Source organism: Xanthomonas sp. NCPPB 3570, from assembly GCF_056725115.1.
The window spans coordinates 3586627-3605963 of sequence record NZ_CM161513.1; the positions used below are offsets into that span (position 1 = coordinate 3586627).

The 19337-nt window shown below is 70.2% G+C and carries 14 protein-coding genes; 7 read left to right on the forward strand and 7 right to left on the reverse strand.

The window, feature by feature from the left end; all coding sequences use genetic code 11:
* Window positions 1-725 precede the first annotated feature (725 nt).
* Entirely contained in the window at window positions 726-2714 is a 1989-nt protein-coding gene (gene cysN, locus AC1PLR_RS15500) for a sulfate adenylyltransferase subunit CysN (RefSeq protein WP_481101561.1), read from the reverse strand.
* Entirely contained in the window at window positions 2714-3622 is a 909-nt protein-coding gene (cysD, locus tag AC1PLR_RS15505) for a sulfate adenylyltransferase subunit CysD (protein ID WP_019799632.1), read from the reverse strand. Before cysD ends, cysN begins: the two co-directional genes overlap by 1 nt.
* A gap of 195 nt (window positions 3623-3817) precedes the next feature.
* On the opposite strand from cysD, the gene AC1PLR_RS15510 reads away from it, so the two are divergent.
* The 3 genes from AC1PLR_RS15510 (at window position 3818) to AC1PLR_RS15520 (ending at window position 8288) form a co-directional block, all read left to right on the forward strand.
* Window positions 3818-5692, forward strand: coding sequence for an assimilatory sulfite reductase (NADPH) flavoprotein subunit (locus tag AC1PLR_RS15510; RefSeq protein ID WP_481101562.1), 1875 nt, complete (start codon window positions 3818-3820; stop codon window positions 5690-5692).
* Window positions 5693-5826: 134 nt separating this feature from the next.
* A complete protein-coding gene (gene cysI, locus AC1PLR_RS15515; RefSeq protein ID WP_481101563.1) occupies window positions 5827-7551 on the forward strand; it encodes an assimilatory sulfite reductase (NADPH) hemoprotein subunit in 1725 nt (574 codons plus the stop codon).
* Window positions 7548-8288: a phosphoadenylyl-sulfate reductase gene (locus AC1PLR_RS15520; RefSeq protein ID WP_010341781.1), complete on the forward strand. Its 741-nt coding sequence runs from the start codon at window positions 7548-7550 to the stop codon at window positions 8286-8288. The genes cysI and AC1PLR_RS15520 overlap by 4 nt, the downstream gene beginning before the upstream one ends.
* Window positions 8289-8591: 303 nt before the next feature.
* On the opposite strand, the gene AC1PLR_RS15525 is transcribed toward AC1PLR_RS15520, so the two are convergent.
* The 3 genes from AC1PLR_RS15525 to AC1PLR_RS15535 form a co-directional block, all read right to left on the reverse strand.
* Window positions 8592-10043, reverse strand: coding sequence for a PepSY-associated TM helix domain-containing protein (locus tag AC1PLR_RS15525; protein WP_481101564.1), 1452 nt, complete (start codon window positions 10041-10043; stop codon window positions 8592-8594).
* A complete protein-coding gene (locus AC1PLR_RS15530; protein ID WP_481101565.1) occupies window positions 10043-12031 on the reverse strand; it encodes a TonB-dependent receptor in 1989 nt (662 codons plus the stop codon). Before AC1PLR_RS15530 ends, AC1PLR_RS15525 begins: the two co-directional genes overlap by 1 nt.
* 130 nt (window positions 12032-12161) lie before the next feature.
* On the reverse strand, window positions 12162-12566 hold the full coding sequence (locus AC1PLR_RS15535; RefSeq protein WP_481101566.1) for a DUF2946 family protein: 405 nt from the start codon (window positions 12564-12566) through the stop codon (window positions 12162-12164).
* Between the two features lie 368 nt (window positions 12567-12934).
* Between AC1PLR_RS15535 and arsC the strand changes: the two genes are divergently transcribed.
* Together arsC and AC1PLR_RS15545 are read left to right on the forward strand one after the other, a co-directional pair.
* Window positions 12935-13360 carry an arsenate reductase (glutaredoxin) gene (gene arsC / locus AC1PLR_RS15540; protein WP_481101567.1) on the forward strand — a complete coding sequence of 142 codons (426 nt, stop codon included), beginning with the start codon at window positions 12935-12937 and terminating at the stop codon, window positions 13358-13360.
* A 134-nt stretch (window positions 13361-13494) separates the two neighbouring features.
* Window positions 13495-14694: a GAF domain-containing sensor histidine kinase gene (locus AC1PLR_RS15545; protein ID WP_481101568.1), complete on the forward strand. Its 1200-nt coding sequence runs from the start codon at window positions 13495-13497 to the stop codon at window positions 14692-14694.
* Window positions 14695-14992: 298 nt separating this feature from the next.
* Here AC1PLR_RS15545 and AC1PLR_RS15550 read toward each other — a convergent pair whose 3' ends face one another.
* Window positions 14993-15580, reverse strand: a complete 588-nt coding sequence (locus AC1PLR_RS15550) for an LURP-one-related family protein (RefSeq protein WP_481101569.1) — start codon at window positions 15578-15580, stop codon at window positions 14993-14995.
* 315 nt (window positions 15581-15895) lie between these two features.
* The gene (locus tag AC1PLR_RS15555; protein ID WP_209030980.1) at window positions 15896-16879 is read right to left on the reverse strand and encodes a LysR family transcriptional regulator; all 984 of its coding nucleotides are present in this window, start codon (window positions 16877-16879) and stop codon (window positions 15896-15898) included.
* A 166-nt stretch (window positions 16880-17045) separates the two neighbouring features.
* Here AC1PLR_RS15555 and cobA point away from each other — a divergent pair, with 166 nt between their 5' ends.
* Window positions 17046-18239, forward strand: a complete 1194-nt coding sequence (cobA, locus tag AC1PLR_RS15560) for a uroporphyrinogen-III C-methyltransferase (protein WP_481101570.1) — start codon at window positions 17046-17048, stop codon at window positions 18237-18239.
* Between the two features lie 25 nt (window positions 18240-18264).
* Window positions 18265-19224: a cysteine synthase A gene (gene cysK, locus AC1PLR_RS15565; RefSeq protein WP_019801348.1), complete on the forward strand. Its 960-nt coding sequence runs from the start codon at window positions 18265-18267 to the stop codon at window positions 19222-19224.
* Window positions 19225-19337: the final 113 nt, after the last annotated feature.

The window sequence follows — 19337 nt, forward strand, 5'->3', positions numbered from 1 at the left end:
AAGGTCAGGGTGGCAACACAGGCGCTAGCGCGGCGGGAGCAGTTCGTCTTAGGAATCAACTGGCATGCAGCCGCGACGAACGATTCCTGCTGTGCCCCAACCTTGAAAGGCGTCGGGACTGAAGTCCCTCCCACAGTGCACTCAGCCAACGTATCTCAGGGTGCCCGGTAGAAGTCGGCCCGCCACGCGCAACGGCGCCTGCGGCTGCTGCGGAAACCAGCTTTTTTGTGTACCACCACGATCAACGGGCGACGTGGTCACCAAATGCAGCGCATTCGCTCTGCTATCGCCGTTGCTTCGGCTTTTGACTTGCCGGGTTCCCTTCCGAAGTGGCGGCCAGCGCGGGGAAACACCCGAAGGGCGGCGTACATGGATATACGCCGTCCGCGGCAGGGGCAGGATGCCCCTTCCGCGGATCCCCGTGATGGGCGCGGACCCGGAGCGCAAAGCACGGAGGGCGCAAGGCAGGGCGCGCTTGACCAGCCTTCGGCTGTGGTAAAGCGCTTCTTTTGGTTACCTTTTCTTTGCGCGAGCAAAGAAAAGTAACTCGCCCGACAGGGCGAAAGCCTTTGCTGTTGCATCAGGTTTGCGCGTCAGGCCAGAAGATCTATAGGAGCGGCTTCAGCCGCGACAGGCACGGCTGATTGCCCAGGTCGCGGCTGAAGCCGCTCCTACAAAGGTGCGTTATAGGGGCACGGCGACGTGATCGGCGCCGCGCACCAACATCAGTCCTGCAGCCCCAGCGCCGCCAGCACCTGCGCGGCCAGCGCTTCGACGTTGTCGCCGTCGGCGTGCAGGTGCAGTTCCGGGCGCTCCGGCGCCTCGTACGGCGAATCGATGCCGGTGAAGTTGGGAATCAGGCCGGCACGCGCCTTGGCGTACAGGCCCTTGACGTCGCGCGCCTCGGCCACCGGCAACGGCACGTCGACGAACACCTCGAGGAATTCGCCCTCGCCGAAGCGCTCGCGCGCCAGTTGCCGCTCGGCGCGGAACGGCGAGATGAAGCTGACCAGCACGATCAGGCCGGCATCGGTCATCAGCCTGGCCACTTCGGCGACGCGGCGGATGTTCTCCACGCGGTCCTCGTCGGTGAAGCCCAGGTCGCGGTTGAGGCCATGGCGGACGTTGTCGCCGTCGAGGATGAAGGTGTGGTAGCCCAGCGCATGCAGGCGCTTGTCGACCAGGTTGGCGATGGTCGACTTGCCGGCGCCGGACAGGCCGGTGAACCACAGCACCTTCGGCGTCTGGCCCTTGATCCGCGCGCGCGCGACCCTGTCCACGTCCAGGTGCTGCCAGTGCACATTGCCGGCGCGGCGCAGCGCGAAATCCAGGGTGCCGGCGGCGACGGTGGCGTTGCTGTGGCGGTCGATCAGGATGAAGCCGCCGAGCGTGCGGTCCTGCGCGTACGGGGCGAAGGCGATCGGCTGGTCCAGCGCCAGGTTGCAATAGCCGACCTCGTTGAGCTCCAGCCGCTTGGCCGCCAAGCGCTCCTGCGTATTGACGTCGATGCGGTGCTTGATCTCGGTGACGCTGGCGGCCACGGTGCGCGCGCCGATCTTCAGCCAGTACGGGCGGCCGGGCAGCAGCGCGGCATCGTCCATCCACAGCACATGCGCGGCGAACTGGTCGGCCACCTCCGGCGGATCGCCAGCGGCGGCGATCACGTCGCCGCGGCTGACGTCGATCTCCTCGGTCAGGGTCAGCGTCACTGCCTGCCCGGCCACCGCACGCGGCACCGGCTCGGCGCCGACCAGCACCTGCGCGACCTGCGCGCGCCGCGCCGACGGCAACACCACCACCGCATCGCCGGGCTGCACCGCGCCCGCCGCCACGGTGCCGGCGAAGCCGCGGAACTGCGCATGCGGGCGGTTGACCCACTGCACCGGCAGGCGCAGGCCGCTGTCGCCGCTGCGCGCGTCCAGTTGCACGCCTTCCAGGTGTTCGAGCAGCGCCGGGCCGGCGTACCAGGGCGTGCGCGCCGAGCGCTGCGACAGGTTGTCGCCCTCCAGCGCCGACAGCGGAATGCACTGCACGTCGGCGATGCCCAGTTGCGCGGCGAGCGCGCGGTACTCGGCGGCGATGGTCTCGAACGTCTCCTGCGCGAAATCGACCAGATCCATCTTGTTGACCGCCAGCACCACGTGGCGGATGCCCAGCAGCGCGACGATGTAGCTGTGCCGGCGGGTCTGGGTCAGCACGCCCTTGGCGGCGTCGACCAGCACCACCGCCACGTCGGCGGTGGACGCGCCAGTGGCCATGTTGCGGGTGTACTGCGCATGCCCGGGGCAGTCGGCGACGATGAACTTGCGCCGGTCGGTGTCGAAGTAGCGGTAGGCCACGTCGATGGTGATGCCCTGCTCGCGCTCGGCGGCCAGGCCGTCCAGCAGCAACGCATAGTCGATCGCCCCGCCGCGGGTGCCGTGGCGCTTGCTGTCGGCACCGAGCGCCGCCAGCTGGTCGTCGAACAGCCGCTTGCTGTCGTACAGCAAGCGCCCGATCAAGGTGCTCTTGCCATCGTCGACGCTGCCGCAGGTGATGAAGCGCAGCAACGGCTTGTGTTCGTGTTGCTGCAGGTAGGCGGCGACGGCGTCGCCGCCTATGGGATTGGGGATTGGGGATTGGGGATTCGTCACAGCGCTCCCTCCCGACACCGCATCCGCCGCCGAACTCCGCTCTTGCGAATCCCCAATCCCCAATCCCGAATCCCGGCTCATCAGAAATACCCCTCCACCTTCTTCTGCTCCATCGAGGCGCCCGGGTCCTGGTCGATGATCCGGCCCTGGCGTTCGGAGGTGGTGGCCTGCAGCATCTCGGCGATGATCTTCTCCAGGGTGTCGGCCTGCGACTCGATCGCGCCGGTCAGCGGGTAGCAGCCGAGGGTGCGGAAGCGCACGCGCCGCAGCTGCGGGGTTTCGCCGGGACGCAGCGGCAGGCGTGCGTCGTCGACCATGATCAGCGCGCCGTCGCGCTCCACCACCGGACGCTCGGCGGCGAAGTACAGCGGCACCACCGGAATCGCCTCGCGGTAGATGTACAGCCAGATGTCCAGTTCGGTCCAGTTGGACAGCGGGAACACGCGCACGCTCTCGCCAGGATGGATCCGCGGGTTGTACAGATTCCACAGCTCCGGACGCTGCTGCTTGGGATCCCAGCGGTGGTGCGCGTTGCGGAACGAGAACACCCGCTCCTTGGCCCGCGCCTTCTCTTCGTCGCGGCGCGCGCCGCCGATGGCGGCGTCGAACTTCCACAGGTCCAGCGCCTGCTTCAGCGCCTGGGTCTTCATCACGTCGGTGTGCACGCTGGCGCCGTGGCTGAACGGGCCGACGTCCTGGGCGACGCCGTCGGGATTGATGTGCACGCGCAGCTCCACCCCGGTCTCGGCGGCGCGGCGGTCGCGGAAGGCGATCATCTCGCGGAACTTCCAGCGCGTGTCCACGTGCAGCAGCGGGATCGGCGGCGGCGCCGGCGCGAACGCCTTGAGCAGCAGATGCAGCAGCACCGAACTGTCCTTGCCGACCGAATACAGCAGCACCGGGTTGCGGAACTCGGCAGCGACCTCGCGCAGGATGTGGATGCTCTCGGCCTCGAGGCGGTCGAGGTGGGACAGGGAAAACGCACTCATCGAGACGGCGGCGGCAGGCAGTGGAGGGACGGACCCGAAGCGTAACAGCGGGCGTGACGATCGGGGCGGCAGTGTGCGCGGCGTCTACGGGGAGCAGAAATAAGCCACGGGCATGAGCCGATAACCCCTGTTCCTTTCTGTCGCGCGCAACGAATCCCTAACATCGGTCATCCCTTCCTCATCTCCGGACCGGCCATGACCGCCGCCTCGCCCGCGCTGCCACCCAGCCCCTTGCCCGAGGAGCGCAAGGCGCTGTTGGCGCGGACCGTGGAGGGCCTGGACGCGGCCGGCCTGTGGTGGCTATCCGGCTACGCCGCCGGCCTGGCCCAGGCGCAGGGGCCGGCGACCCCGGCGCTGGCCGTGGTCGCCGGCGCCGCCGCGGCGCCCACGCCCGCGCCGCAGCTGAGCATCGTCTACGGCAGCCAGACCGGCAACGCACGCCGCGCTGCCGAACAGGTGGCCGCCGAGGCCGAAGCGGCCGGGCTGGCGGTACGCCTGCTGCGCGCCGACGCCTATCCCACCCGCGAGCTGGGCAACGAACGCCTGCTGTACGTGGTCATCAGCACCCAGGGCGAGGGCGACCCGCCGGACGATGCGATCGGCTTCGTCGAGTTCCTGCAGGGCCGGCGCGCGCCGAAGCTGCCGCAGCTGCAGTACGCCGTGCTCGGCCTGGGCGATTCCAGCTACGCCGATTTCTGCGGCATCGCCCGGCGCCTGGACGCGCGCCTGGCCGAACTCGGCGCGCAGCGGCTGCTGCCGCTGGGCGAGGCCGACCTGGAGATCGAGACGGTGGCGGCACCGTGGCGCGCGCAGGCGCTGGCGCAGGCGCGCGACATCCTGGGCCGCACGCCCGCGACGCCGTCGGCCACGGTGACGCCGCTGCGCGGCGCCGCCGCCGCGACCTGGAGCCGCACGCAACCGTTCGCCGCCGAGGTCCTGGCGAACCAGCCGATCAGCGGCCGCGACTTCAAGGGACCGCGCTACGCCGCGCATGGCCAGGCCGACAAGGACGTGCGCCACCTGGAACTGTCGCTGGCCGGCAGCGGCCTGCACTACGAACCCGGCGACGCCCTGGGCGTGCGCCATCGCAATCCGCCCGCACTGGTCGAGGCGGTCCTGGCCGCGACGCGCCTGGACGGCGACGTCGCATTCACTGTCGATGGGCAGACACTGCCCCTGCACGCGTGGCTCGCCAGCCATCGCGAACTGACCCGGGCCTCGCGCCCGTTGCTCGCCGCAGTGGCCGAACGCGCCGGCGCCAACGCGCTGGCCGAGCTGCTCGCCCCCACCCAGACCGCCGGCCTGGCGGCGTTGCTCGCCGATCACCAAGTGATCGACGTGCTGCGTCGCTGGCCGGCGGATTGGGACCACGCCGCGCTGCTGCAGGCGCTGCGGCCGATGGTCCCGCGCCTGTACTCGATCGCCTCCAGCCGCAAGCGGGTCGGCGACGAAGCCCACCTCACCGTCGACGTGCTGGCCTACGACGCGCACGGCCATGCGCACGGCGGCGCCGCCAGCGGCTATCTGGCCGCCCTGGCCGAAGGCGACAGCGCCCCGATCTACATCGAGCCCAACGAACGCTTCCGGGTGCCGGCAGACGGCAGCCGCGACATCCTGATGATCGGCCCCGGCACCGGCGTGGCGCCGTTCCGCGGCTTCGTGCAGGAGCGCGCCGAAAGCGGCGCCAGCGGCCGCAACTGGCTGTTCTTCGGCGCCCGCCACTTCAACCGCGACTTCCTCTACCAGGCCGAATGGCAGCAGGCGCTGCGCAGCGGCGAACTGCACCGGCTGGACCTGGCGTTCTCGCGCGACGTGCAGCCGCTGCGCGGCAATGCCGCCCCGGCCAAGGTGTACGTACAGCAGCGCCTGCGCGAACACGGCCGCGCGGTCTACGACTGGCTGCAGAACGGCGCGCACCTGTACGTGTGCGGCGCCATCGCCATGGGCAAGGACGTGCACGCCACCCTGCTGGACATCGTCGCCGAACACGGCGCCCGCAGCCCCGAGGACGCCGCCGCCTACCTCAGCCAACTGCAGCAGGAGGGGCGGTATGCGCGTGATGTCTATTGAGTCGGGGATTGGGGATTCGGGATTGGGGATTCGCAAGAGCCGCTCTCCCTGCACTGAGAACTGTCGAAGGTCCTGATCCTTCAGCACACGTCTGCTCGCTTCACCAATCCCGAATCCCCAATCCCGGCCCCTCAATGTCCCACTCCGTCGAAGACATCAAGCACCACAGCCAGCGCTTGCGCGGGTCGCTGCTGCAGAGCCTGGCCGATCCGGTCACCGGGGCGCTGCGCGAGGACGATCAGACCCTGATCAAGTACCACGGCAGCTACCAGCAGGACGACCGCGACCTGCGCGAGGAGCGGCGCCGGCAGAAGCTGGAGCCGGCCTACCAGTTCATGATCCGCACGCGTACCCCGGGCGGGGTGGTGGATCCGGCGCAGTGGCTCAAGCTCGACGCCATCGCCACCACCTACGGCAACCACTCGCTGCGCATCACCACGCGCCAGGCGTTCCAGTTCCATGGGGTGATCAAGCGCGAACTGAAGGCGACCATGCAGGCGATCAACGCCGCGCTGATCGATACCCTGGCCGCCTGCGGCGACGTCAACCGCAACGTGCAGGTCGCCGCCAATCCGCTGGCCTCGCAGGCGCACGCCACGCTCTACGCCGACGCCGCGCGCGTGTCCGAACACCTGCTGCCCAACACCCGCGCCTACTACGAGATCTGGCTGGACGAGGAGCAGGTCGCCGGCAGCGGCCAGGAGGACGAGCCGATCTACGGCAATGCCTACCTGCCGCGCAAGTTCAAGATCGGCTTCGCGCTGCCGCCGATCAACGACGTCGACGTGTTCGCCAACGACCTCGGCTTCATCGGCGTGCTCGACGCTGATGGCACGTTGGTCGGCTACAACGTCAGCCTCGGCGGCGGCATGGGTGCCAGCCATGGCGATGCCGAGACCTACCCGCGCGTGGCCAACGTGGTCGGCTTCATCGACCGCGCGCAGTTGCTCGACGTCGCCACCGCGGTGGTGACCACCCAGCGCGACCTGGGCAACCGCACGGTGCGCAAGCGCGCACGCTTCAAGTACACCATCGACGACCACGGCCTGGACACGGTGCTGGCGGAGATCGAGCGCCGCGCCGGCGTGCGCCTGCAGGCCACGCGCGACTTCGCCTTCGAGCACAACGGCGATCGCGAGGGCTGGCAGGCCGGCGAGGACGGCCGCTGGCATCTGACCCTGTCGCTGCCGGCCGGGCGCATCGCCGACCATGCCGACGGCGCGCAGCACCTCAGCGGCCTGCGCGCGATCGCCGCGCAGCTGCGCGATGCCGGCGACGGCGCGCACTTCCGCATGACCTCGAACCAGAATCTGGTCATCGCCGGCATCCCCGCCGCGCAGCGCGAGGCGATCGACGCGCTGGTGCGCGCGCATGCGCTGGACGCCGGCAACCGCGCGCCCACCGCGCTGGCGCGCGCGGCCATGGCCTGCGTGGCGCTGCCCACCTGCGGCCTGGCGATGGCCGAGGCCGAACGCTACCTGCCGGCCTTCGCCGCGCAGTTGCAGCCGCTGCTGGCCCGCCACGGCCTGGAGGACGCGCCGATCCTGCTGCGCATCTCCGGTTGCCCGAACGGCTGCTCGCGTCCGTACCTGGCCGAGATCGCCCTGGTCGGCAAGGCGCCGGGCCGCTACAACCTGATGCTCGGCGGCGACCACCGCGGCCAGCGCCTCAACACCCTGTACCGCGAGAACATCGCCGAGCCGGAGATCCTCGCCGCGCTGGAACCGCTGTTCGCGCGCTATGCCAGCGAGCGGGACGCGGGCGAGCGCTTCGGCGACTTCCTGCACCGCAGCGGCGTGGTCGCCCTGCCCGCCTATCCCACCCACCGTCACCTGATTCCGTCGGAACTGCACGCATGAGCGCTCTGCCCGCCGCCTCCCAAGACGCCTCCGCCAACGCACCGGTGCCGGCCCTGGATCTCGATGCCGCCAATGCGCTGCTGGCGACGCTGTCCGCGCCGGAGCGCGTGGCCTGGGCGTTGCAGCACGGCCCGGCCGAAGCGGCGCTGTCGTCCAGCTTCGGCGCGCAATCGGCGGCCACCTTGCACCTGCTGACCCGGCAGCGTCCGGACATCCCGGTGATCCTGATCGACACCGGCTACCTGTTCGCCGAGACCTACCGTTTCGCCGACGCGCTGACCGAGCGGCTCAAGCTCAACCTCAAGATCTACCGCCCGCTGGTCAGCCGCGCCTGGATGGAAGCGCGCCACGGCCGCCTGTGGGAACAGGGCATGGTCGGCATCGAGCAGTACAACAACCTGCGCAAGGTCGAGCCGATGCGCCGCGCCCTGGACGAGCTGAAGGTCGGCACCTGGTTCACCGGCCTGCGCCGCAGCCAGTCCGACAGCCGCGCGCAGACCCCGTTCGTGCAGAAGCGCGGCGAACGCTACAAGATCAACCCGATCGCCGACTGGAGCGATCGCGACCTGTGGCAATACATGCAGCAGCACGACCTGCCCTATCACCCGCTGTGGGAACAGGGCTACGTCTCCATCGGCGACTTCCACACCACCCGCCGCTGGGAACCGGGCATGCGCGAGGAAGACACCCGCTTCTTCGGCCTCAAGCGCGAGTGCGGGATCCACGAGGATCTGTGAGGCGCGCCAGCACGCGTTCGGCCTTTCTGTAGCCGCGCCGTCAGCCGCGGCAGACCTTACCGACCACACCGCGTCTTTTCCGTAGGAGCGGCTTCAGCCGCGACCTGGTATTCCATGGGAACGCCCGGTCGCGACTGAAGCCGCTCCTACAGCGCACAATCTCTGTCTCCTGTGCGGGTGAAAGCAGCGCTGAATGCTGACCCGCCCCTTGTGGGAGGGACTTCAGTCCCGACTGCACAACATCGGATGCGCCGATGGCGTCGCTTGTCGCAACGGAATCACCTTAGCTTCCGACCTCGCCCGCTAAGCCCCCACCACCGGCTCGCGCCGCAGCACCAGCGCCCAGTCCAGCGCCAACATCAGCAGCAACGACACTCCGACCAGCGGGAACAGCAGCCCGCCCAGCACCAGCAACGCGACCACGCCGTGCAGCGTGCGCCGGTCCGCCGGCAGCGGCGGCACCCCAAGCCCACCCTGCGGGCGCCGCTTCCACCACATCACCGCGGCGCTCACGCACAGCAGCACGATGCCCAGGCACGCGCCGATCAACACGAGTTGGTTGAGCACCCCGTACTCCTGACCGAGGTGCACGTTGATGCCCCACTCCAGCGCCTTGGCCAGCGGCCCGTAATCGGCATAGCGCATGTCCAGCAGCACCTGGCCGCTGTACTGATCCAGGTGGATCACCCGCTGCTGCGCCAGGTCCGGCGGATACACCGACGCGGTATAGACACCGCGCACGCCGCGCGGCAGCGCGACGCTGTAGCCCGGCGCGATGCCGCGCGCCTGGAACCGCGCCACCGCCGCATCCAGGCCGATCGCGCCGGCCACCGGAGCGGCATCCGCCATGCCGGCCATGCCGTCGTGGTCGCCGTGGTCTACGTGGTCTACGTGGCCATCATGCGCGCCATGCGCCGCATGCGGATCCACGGACGGCGGCGACGACTGCGGCAGGCGCGCCTGCCGCAGCGACCACGCCGGCACCTCGCTGTCGCTCAGCCGCTGCGTGGACATCGGCAGGTCCACGCGCAGCCCGGACGGGTAGCCGTAGTGGTGGCCATTGGCCAGGCGATTGACCTGCGCGCCCCAGAACCACGACCACGGCATCCCGGTCAGCGCCAGGAACAGCAGCGCCACGCCGACCACACTGCCGGTGAGCGCGTGCAGGTCGCGCCAGAACACGCGCTGCGGTGGCCGTCCGCGCACCGTGGTCACCCCGCCGCGGCGCCCGCGCGGCCACCACAGGTACACGCCGGTCAGCACCAGCAGGATCGCCCAGCCGGCCGCCACCTCGATCAGCGCGTTGGCGAACCAGCCGACGTAGTCGAGGCTGTGCAGGCGGCGGATGGTCCAGGCCACGGTGCCGTGTTCGGGCAACTGCCCCAGCACCCGCACCCGGTACGGATCGACGTACACGACCTCGTGACGGCCATCGGCGGTGGCGATGGTCACTTCCGCCGCGGCATCGCGCCGCGGCGGCGTGGTGTAGCGCAGCGCCTGGCCCGGTTGCGCGGCCAGCGCCGCGTCCAGCAGCCGCTGCGGTGCCAGTGTCTGCGCGTGGTCGGGCACCGGCACGGTCTTCAGCGCGCGGTGGAAGTAGCCGTCGATCGGCTGCTGATAGACGAAGGCCGCGCCCGTCAACGCCAGCCAGACCAGCAGCGGCAGCACCAGCAGGCCGGCATAGAAATGCCAGCGCCACACGGCGCGGTAGAAGCGTGCCGGCGCCACAGCGGACGCGGGAGAGTGCGTCGCCATCACCAGCCCCAACTCAGCGTGGCGTACAGCGCGCGGCCATCGCCAGGCGAGTAGCCGGACGACCCGCTGTCGTACCAGGCGTAGACGTAGTGCCGATCGGTCAGGTTCTTCAGTTGCAGCGAGACCTCGCGCTGCGCGCGCCAGCGCCAGGTCGCGCCGAGATTGGCCAGCGCGTAGCCACCGTAGCGGCCCAGGGTGTTGCTGCGCTCCACGTAGTAGTCGCCCTGCGCATTGCCCCAGGCCGACAGCGTCAGCCGTGGCGTGGCCTGCCAGTCGATCCCCGCCGTCGCAAGGTAATGCGGCACGTTCTCGATCTCCTTGCCACGGGTGTCAGGCGCACTCGGGTCGGGCGTGACGATCAGCGCGCGTTGCCGGGAATAGGCCAGCCACAGCGTCCAGCGCTCGTCCGGACGCAGGTTCAGTTGCGCATCCCAGCCGCGGCGCAAGGTCTTGCCGACGTTGCCGACCTCGCCGGTGCCGACGCTGCCGTTCACGCCGAGGATGGTGGCCACTTCGTCGGAGGCGCGCTGCTCCCAGTAGGCCACGCGTGCGTCCCAGCGCTGCTGCGCGCCGGCGAACTTGAGGCCGCTCTCCCAGCCGTCGTTGTAGGACGGCGCCAGGTTGCGCGCCTGGGTGCGGTAGGCGCCGTTGCCGCTGCCGATCTGGAAGGTGCGGCCGATGTTGGCGTACAGGCTGGCCTGCCCAGTGAGCGCGTACACCGCGCTCAACTTGGGTTGACGAATCGTGCCGTAGGCGTAGCTCGGATAGCGCGCACCGCTGGCGAGGTCGCGGAACTGCCCGCCGACCCGATCCACCCGGTAGCCCGGCACCAGCTGCAGGCGCGCGGTCGGGCGCAGCACCGCCTGCACGTAGGCGCCTTCGGTGTGCAGATCGAAATCCCAGTCGCGCAGCGGCGCGGTGCGCACGCGCGCCACCGTGCGATAGCGTTGCGAGATGTTGTCCTGCCACTGCGCATCGACCCCGCCCTCCAGCGCGAAGGCGTCAGCACGGGCCAGCGCCGGGCGCCAGCTGAGCTTGGCCAGCACGCCGCGCTGGCGCTCGTCGGTGTCGCGCTCCTGCTGCGCACCGGCCGCGGTGAAGCGCACCCAGCGCTGATTGTCGTAGCGGTTCCAGTACGCCTTGGCGCTGCCCTGCACGGTCTCGGCCAGGCGTGCGTCCAGATGCAGCGACACCTGCGTGGTGTGGCGCTGGCTGCGGTCGTCGCGCGCGTAGTCGGGGGAACTGCGCGGCGCACGCTGCGCGGTCGCGTAGTCCAGATACCCCGCCTCCAGCGCCGTGTTGCGGTAGTCGCGCGCGCTGAGTCCGGCACGCCAGCGCCCGTCCGGATCGGTGTAGAACCACTTGCCGGAGAACGCATGCTTGCGCGCGTCGGCGTGGTCGCGGTAGCCATCGCTGTCGCGCCAGGCGGCGAAATAGTTCTGGCTCCAGGCCCCGCGCTCGATGCCCTGCGTCACCTGCACCTCGCGGGTGCCGAAGCTGCCGACGGTGACGCTGGCGCGGCCGTCGTTGCCGCCGCTGCGGGTCAGCACGTCGACGCTGCCGGCGATCGCGTTCAGGCCGTAGCGTGGGTCGTTGGTGCCGCGCACGATCTCGATCGCGGCGATGTCCAGCGGAAACACCGCATCCAGATACGGCATGGCGCCGGCATTGTCGTTGCTGGGCACGCCGTCGATCAGCAGCTTGACCGCATTGACCCGGCCCTCGCCGTTGAAGCCGCGGAAGGAAAAGCGCCCGGCGTCGGTGCCCATCTTGAACTGGGTCACCTGCACGCCGGGCGCGCGCATCAGCAGTTCCCAGCTGTAGTCGACGTGCTGGTCCTGCAGCAGGTCGCCGCCGAGGATGTCGACGGAACTGAACACGCTGCGCGCGCTGGAACCGGCGGCGAGCGGCGAAGTGGCCTGGACCTTGCCCAGGGTCAGCACGGAATCGCCGGCGCCTGGCGGCGCATCGGCGGCCAGGGCAGGCATGGCCGCTGCGAGATACACGCAGCAGCATGCCGCCACGGGCGGCATGGAAGAAAAGCGGAACATGGCGAAACTCCATCGGCACGAGGACATGCCGCAGCGATGCCGCGGCACGGAAACGGCAACCCGTGGATCAGGAGAACAGCGGTGGCCCGCGTGGCGGGTGTGCGCGGCGTGCGATGGCCGTGACGACACGGCGGCGCAGCGCCGCCCTCGGCGCCGGCGGGCAGCACCAGGGCAGCAGCGCCAGCAACAGCGCCACCCACGGCAACAGACGCGCGGCGAGCAGGCAGTAATCGCAGGCCGACGCGTGCGCCAGGCCGGCATCGTCGTGGTGGCCGCCATGCGCCGCCGAGACGGCTCCCGCCAGCGCCGCCAGGCGCAGGCCGCCGCTGGTGCACAGCGCCTGGTCCTGCTGTGCGGCCGCTTCGGTCCGTGCCTGGCGCCACTGGCTGATCGGCGGCGCCAGCAGCAACAGGCCGAGCGCCAGCCCGGCGAGCGCGGCCCAACACGACGGCAACTGGCGGAGACGGACCATCGGCGCATTCTAGAGGGTGCGCCGGCCATTGAAACGCGTGCGACACCGTGTGCGGCGAAGTGACGCATGGTGCAGGACCGGCCGCGTCCTCGGTCGGCAGGCCGCAGGCCGCCATCGCGGCCGCTGCGTCGGTGCGACCATGGCCGCAGCGTTGTCGTCTTGCCGGCTGCCAGGCGCTCGGCAAGGTGTGGTCCATCCGTTGCCCGGCCGCACCATGCCGTCTCCGCAGATCGAAGACAGACCGGCCGCTCCCACCCCGCGACGATCGCTGCCCTTGCATGCCGCCGCGATTGCGGCACCATCGGCCGCGGCCGCGTGGAGGATCCGCAATGGCCACCCTTGTTCCGTCCCACTCAGCGAGCCGCCCCATGCCCACGATCACGATTTACCACAACCCCGCCTGCGGCACCTCGCGCAATGTGCTCGGGCTGATCCGCAACAGCGGCGTCGAGCCGACCGTGATCGAATACCTGAAGACCCCGCCCGACCGCGCCACCCTGCAGGCGCTGGCGACGGCCAGCGGGCTGCCGCTGCGGGAGCTGATCCGGCAGAAGGGCACGCCCTACGCCGAACTGGGGCTGGACGACCCGACGCTGGACGATGACGCGCTGCTGGAGGCCATGCTGCAGCACCCGATCCTGCTCAACCGGCCGATCGTGGTCAGCCCACTGGGCACGCGCCTGTGCCGGCCGTCGGAGACGGTGCTGGAGATCCTGCCGACGCCGCAGCGCGGCGCCTTCGCCAAGGAAGACGGCACGCCGCTGGTCGACGCGCAGGGCCGCTGGATGGGCTGACCGGGCCACGCCGCCGGCGCCCGCCGATTGGCTAAGCGCAGGTGCACCCCATGCGAGCGCCATGTGAACGCCGCGTCGGCACAAACCGTGACAGGTACCCTAGACTGCGCGTCTTCCTGACCGAGCCGCGCCGCATGTCCACCGTCGAACCCGCCGCCGACCCGGTCTACTGCGCGGTCAAGCCACGCAACGAGGCGCTGCGCCTGGACGCGTTGCACAGCTACGCGATCCTGGACACCCCACGCGAGCCGGCGTTCGACGACATCACCCGGCTGGCGGCGCTGATCTGCCAGGCGCCGATCGCGGTGGTCAACCTGATCGACAGCGAGCGGCAGTGGTTCAAGAGCGAAATCGGGCTGGGCACGCGCGAGACCCCGCTGGCGACCTCGCTGTGCGCGCACGCCCTGCTCGAGGACGACTTGCTGCTGGTGCCGGACACCCGCGAGGACCCGCGCTTCGCCTGCAATCCGCTGGTGACCGGCGAGATGCGCCTGCACTTCTACGCCGGCGCGCTGCTGAAGACCTCCGACGGCCTGGCCCTGGGCACGGTGTGCGTGCTGGACCGGCGCCCGCGCCAGCTCAGCTACGAGCAGATCGAAGCGCTGCGCGCGCTGGCGCGGCAGGCCATGGGCCAACTGGAACTGCGCAAGGCGCTACACCTGGCGCAGGAGTCCAACCACTACCGCAGCCGCCTGATGGCCATCGCCGGCCACGATCTGAAGACCCCGCTGCGCACCGCGTCCTACGCGCTGAGCAAGCTGCAGCGCCAGCACGACGCCGCGCAGGATGGTTCGCTGGAGACCGCACGCGCGGCCCTGAACCAGGTCGCCGTGGGTCTGGACCAGCTCGCCACCAACGCCGCCGCCGGCGAGCTGCGCCTGCCGGCCCTGCACGACCTGGCGCTGGCCGACGTGCTGGCGCCGATCCTGGCCACCTGGCAGCCGCAGGCCGCGGCCAAGGGCGTACAGCTGCGCAGCGTGCCGACCTCGCTGCGCGTGCGCAGCAGCGCTGCCCTGTTGTCCACCTTGCTGGGCAACCTGCTGGGCAACGCGGTCAAGTACACCGCGCAAGGCAAGGTGCTGATCGGCTGCCGGCGCCGTGGCGATCGCGTGGCGGTGGAAATCATCGACCGCGGCATCGGCATGGACGAAGCCGGCCTGCGCACGATGTTCCAGGCCTTCCAACAGGCCGACCCGCGCAGCGACGGCCTCGGCCTGGGCCTGTGGATCGTCCGCCGCGCCGCCGAGACCCTGGGCTGCACCGTGGAAGTGCGCAGCCAGCCCGGCCACGGCAGCCGCTTCACCGTGCTGCTGCCGGCGGCCGCGGACGCCTGACAACTGAGCTGCGCTGGCGCAGGTGCACTTGTGCTGGCGCCCGTCCCCTCATCCGCCCCTTCGGGGCACCTTCTCCCGAAGGGAGAAGGAAGATGTCAAGCGCAGCCGCGCAGCGTTGAGCAGCCAAGGCTCGGCAGGGACCAGTGAGCGACCAAGGTCTTCCGGCAGCCTGCAGTCGGGACTGAAGTCCCTCCCACAAGGGGCTCTCACACTCAGTGCGAGGGGCCAGGGTGCAGCAGCCGCGGGAATCCAGCTTTTGCGATTCCCCACTCCCGATTCCCCATTCCCGGCGTCAAAGTCACTCCTTCAACACCATATCGATACACAACACCGCCGCCATGATCAGGATCCGCCGCGAATCCTCGGCCGGCACGCTGTCGGCGATCGACAGCATGTAGTTGTCGGCGCTGGTGAACAGCTCCTTGCCGAGCCCGGCCCACTTCTTGGACACCTGCGCCAGTTCGCGCTCGCCCTGCACGAAGCGGAAATCCCAACTGGTCCACTTGCCGCGCAGCGTGCACACCGGCGCGCCCTGGGCATCGAGCACATCGAACTTGCCGCCGATGGAGAAGAACTTCTGGCTGAAGGAACCGACCAGCCGATCGTGCTCGTCCAGCACCTCGACCTTGGACAGGAACAACGAGAAGCCGCGCTTCACCGTCAGCACCTTCTGCCCTTCGGGAGTCCGCACTTCCACCTGGAACGGGGTCATGCGCTTGTAGTCGGAGAACCGGAAGATCTTGGTGAACAGGCCCAGGTTCGGCTCGCGGCATTCCAGCAGCTTGCGGTTGCTGTGCGGATCGAACACGTCGTAGTTGTTGGCGGCCTTGAACATGCCGACCTGTTCCTTGACGAAGAACAGGTTGTGCTGAAGAACAGGATGCATCGGGCGTCCTTGCGTTGGGAAAGTCGACGCGCCCTGGGCGGCGGCCGCACAGCGGCGGCGTGGTGCCGGCAGGCGCCGGCACGCCCAGGGTCGCGGTCTGCCGGGTGGCAGAAGGGGCCGCATGATAGGCGGCGACTCGCGCTGCGGCAACGCGCACGGCAGGCAATCACGCCGGTGCGGGGTCTTCATTCCAGTGCAGGCCGCGACGCCGTTGCCCTTACTTCTTTTGCCCGGAAATCTGCATAAGCCAATCGACGCATCGAGCACGGGGCACCGCTGTCGCCATTCCCCAATCCCGATTCCCCATTCCCGGCTTCAACTGGTAATGGTCTGGGTCAGATCTTCCCAGCTCGGCGGCGCCGGCCAGTCCGGCTGCTGGTTGCCTTCCATCACCCGGCGCAGGTCGCGGGTGTCGATCTGCGGCGCTAGCACGTGCACCAGCTCCAGCGCGTAGTCGCGCAGCACGCGATCGCGCGGCAGCACTGCCCAGGCGATGCACTCGGGAATCTCCGGCGGCGCCGGCCACGCGCGCAGGTCCGTGTCGTTGGCACTCACCGCCATTTCCGCCAGCAGGCCGACGCCCAGCCCGGTGCGCACATAGGTCTTGATCAGGTCCGCGTCGAGCGCGGTCAGCGCGATCCGCGGCTCCAGCCCGAGGCGGCCGAAGGCGCGCTGCAGCGAGGAGCCGGCACGCGTGGAGGATTCGTAGCTGATCAACGGCTGCGCCGCCAGCGCGGCCATGTCCGGCACCCGCTTGGGTACGTCCAGCGCATGCCCGCGCGGCACCAGCACCAGCCGCCGCCAGCGGTACAGCGGGACGGCGATGCCGGCGGCCGGGGCGGTGCCGGCGGTGCTGACGATGGCGATGTCGGCATCGCCCTGGCTGAGCAGATCCAGCGCCGCGCTCTCGGCCGCCTGCTGCAGGTGCACGCTGACCTGCGGATAGGCCTGCTTGATCTGCGCCACCGCCGGCGGCAGCACGAAGCGCGCCTGGGTGTGGGTGGTGGTGAGGGTCAGCTGGCCCTGGCTCTCGCGGCGCTGGTTGGCCGCGTAGGTGCGGATGTTGTTGGCTTCGGCCAGCACCGCACGGGCGCGTTCGATCACCTCGCGCCCGGCCGGGGTCACCGTCTCCAGGCTGCGGCCCTTGCGCACGAACAGCAGGAAGCCCAGTTCGTCCTCCAGTTGCTTGAGCTGCTTGGACAGCCCCGGCTGGGTGGCGTGCACGCGCGCCGCCGCCAGGGTGATGTTCAGATCGGCATCGGCAATGGCGACGAGGTAGCGGAGTTGGGTCAGCGTCATCGGGACGAGGGCGAGGCGCCGCCTGGCGGGACGCTCGACTGTAGTGGAATTCGGCCTTTCACCTTATAACCGAAAGCTATCTGCGTTGGGCATGAAGTCATTTCCTGGGGCTATGAGCCGGCGCTACGGTCGTCGCTCCCGCCTGCCCCGCGTTGCGAGCCATCCTGTGAGCCCTGCCCCGATTGCCCTGTATCCGGACCTGCACGACCGGGCCGTGCTGGTGATCGGCGGCGGTACGGCCGCCGAACGCCAGGTACAGGCGCTGCTGGGCGCCGGCGCCCTGCCACGGGTGGCCGCGCCGACCCTGACCCCGGCATTGCAGGCGCTGTCCGCGCAGGGCCGGCTGACCTGGCTACGCGGCGCCTTCGACAACACCTGGCTGGAGAGCGTGTGGTTCGTGATCGCCGCCAGCGAGGATCCGGCGCGCAACCGGCAGGCGCTGCAGGCCGCCGCGGCCCGGCGGGTGCTGGCGCAAGCCGTACCGGCCACGCCGGCGTCCGCCGCAGATGCCGCAGATGCCGCCGAAACCGCCGCGCACCAGGCGCTGCCGCTGCGCCCAGGCAGCGTGACCCTGGTCGGCGCCGGTCCCGGCGATCCCGGCCTGCTCACCGGCAACGCGCTGCATGCCCTGCGCCAGGCCGACGTGGTCCTGCACGACCGCCTGGTCAGCGCCGCGATCCTGCAGCTGATACCGGCGGGTACCCAACGCATCGCCGTCGGCAAGTCGGCCGACGGCCACAGCGTCGCCCAGGAGCAGATCCACGCGCTGCTGCTGGAACACGCGCGGCGCGGACGCCGGGTGGTGCGACTGAAGGGCGGCGACCCGTTCGTGTTCGGTCGCGGCGGCGAGGAACTGGAATACCTGCGCGCGCATGGCGTGCCCTACGCGGTGGTGCCCGGCATCACCGCTGCGCTGGCCTGCGCCGCCTACGCCGGCATCCCGCTGACCCATCGCGACCATGCGCAGTCGCTGCGCCTGGTCACCGCGCACTGCAAGGCTTCGCTGGACACCCTGGACTGGGCCGCGCTGGCGCAGGAGCGGCAGACCCTGGCGGTGTATATGGGCGTGGCCGGCCTGGACACGGTGCGCACGCGCCTGCTCGCCGCCGGCCGCGCCGCCAGCACGCCGTTCGCGCTGGTGGAGAACGGCTCGCGCGCCGAGCAGCGGGTGGTGCGCGGCACCCTCGCCGACCTGCCCGACACTGCCCGCGCGCATGCGGTGCGCGCACCGGCGCTGCTGATCCTGGGCGAAGTGGCCGCGCTGGCCGACACCCTGCACTGGTTCGGCGCCGCGCCGCTGGGCACAGTGCCCTCACCTTCCCCGACGCCGGCCGTGCCTACCCTGGCCCACGCCGCCTGACCCGCACTTTCCGGAGACCCCACGCATGGCCATCTACGACAACATCCTCGACACCATCGGCCACACCCCGATCGTCAAGCTGCAACGCCTGGCGCCGGCGCACGTGGAGCTATACGTCAAGGTCGAGGCGTTCAACCCCGGCGGTTCGGTCAAGGACCGCCTGGCGCTGGCGATCGTGCTCGATGCCGAAGCGCGCGGCCTGCTCAAGCCCGGCGACACCATCGTCGAGGCGACCTCCGGCAACACCGGCGTGGCCCTGGCGATGGTGGCCGCCGCGCGCGGCTACAAGTTCGTGGCGACGATGGTGGAGACCTTCTCGATCGAGCGCCGCAAGCTGATGCGCGCCTACGGCGCCAAGGTGATCCTGACACCGGCCGCCGAGCGCGGCAGCGGCATGGTGCGCAAGGCCGAGGAACTGGCAAAGCAGCACGGCTGGTTCCTGGCCCGGCAGTTCGCCAACCCGGCCAATCCCGCCTATCACCGCAGCACCACCGCCGCGGAGATCCTGCGCGATTTCGCCGGCCGCCGGCTCGACCATTTCGTCAGCGGCTGGGGCACCGGCGGCACCCTCACCGGCGTCGGCGAAGTGCTGCGGCTGGCCCGCCCGGACGTGCACATCACCGCCACCGAGCCGGCCGGCGCCGCCCTGCTGCAGGGCCAGGAGTGGAAGCCGCACAAGATCCAGGGCTGGACCCCGGACTTCGTGCCCGAGGTGCTCAACCGCGAGGTCTACGACGAGGTGCTGAGCGTGGAGGACACCGACGCCATCACGGTGTCGCGCCGCCTTGCCGCCGAGGAAGGCATCTTCACCGGCATTTCCGGCGGCGGCACGGTGGCCACGGCGCTACGCGTGGCCGAGACCGCGGCGCCCGGCGCAGTGATCCTGGCGATGCTGCCGGACACCGGCGAGCGCTACTTCTCCACGCCGCTGTTCGCCGACATCAACGAAGGCAGCGACGACGACTGGCTGGCCGGCCTGCCGTAAGCGTCGTGGCGACGCGGGGATGCCGCCGCGTCGCCATGCCGTTGCGGCATGTCAGCCAGAGGCACGGCAGGGTCGACTTCGGTCACGACGCAGTGCGCCATAGGAACGCGCAC

Coding starts and splice junctions, on each gene's coding strand:
- cysK (WP_019801348.1), top strand. CDS start 18,265: ATGGCCATCTACGACAACATCCTCGACACCATCGGCCACACCCCGATC.
- AC1PLR_RS15525 (WP_481101564.1), bottom strand. CDS start 10,043: ATGGCGACGCACTCTCCCGCGTCCGCTGTGGCGCCGGCACGCTTCTAC.
- AC1PLR_RS15530 (WP_481101565.1), bottom strand. CDS start 12,031: ATGCCTGCCCTGGCCGCCGATGCGCCGCCAGGCGCCGGCGATTCCGTG.
- AC1PLR_RS15555 (WP_209030980.1), bottom strand. CDS start 16,879: ATGACGCTGACCCAACTCCGCTACCTCGTCGCCATTGCCGATGCCGAT.
- cysI (WP_481101563.1), top strand. CDS start 5,827: ATGTCCCACTCCGTCGAAGACATCAAGCACCACAGCCAGCGCTTGCGC.
- arsC (WP_481101567.1), top strand. CDS start 12,935: ATGCCCACGATCACGATTTACCACAACCCCGCCTGCGGCACCTCGCGC.
- AC1PLR_RS15550 (WP_481101569.1), bottom strand. CDS start 15,580: ATGCATCCTGTTCTTCAGCACAACCTGTTCTTCGTCAAGGAACAGGTC.
- AC1PLR_RS15545 (WP_481101568.1), top strand. CDS start 13,495: ATGTCCACCGTCGAACCCGCCGCCGACCCGGTCTACTGCGCGGTCAAG.
- AC1PLR_RS15510 (WP_481101562.1), top strand. CDS start 3,818: ATGACCGCCGCCTCGCCCGCGCTGCCACCCAGCCCCTTGCCCGAGGAG.
- AC1PLR_RS15520 (WP_010341781.1), top strand. CDS start 7,548: ATGAGCGCTCTGCCCGCCGCCTCCCAAGACGCCTCCGCCAACGCACCG.
- cysN (WP_481101561.1), bottom strand. CDS start 2,714: ATGAGCCGGGATTCGGGATTGGGGATTGGGGATTCGCAAGAGCGGAGT.
- AC1PLR_RS15535 (WP_481101566.1), bottom strand. CDS start 12,566: ATGGTCCGTCTCCGCCAGTTGCCGTCGTGTTGGGCCGCGCTCGCCGGG.
- cysD (WP_019799632.1), bottom strand. CDS start 3,622: ATGAGTGCGTTTTCCCTGTCCCACCTCGACCGCCTCGAGGCCGAGAGC.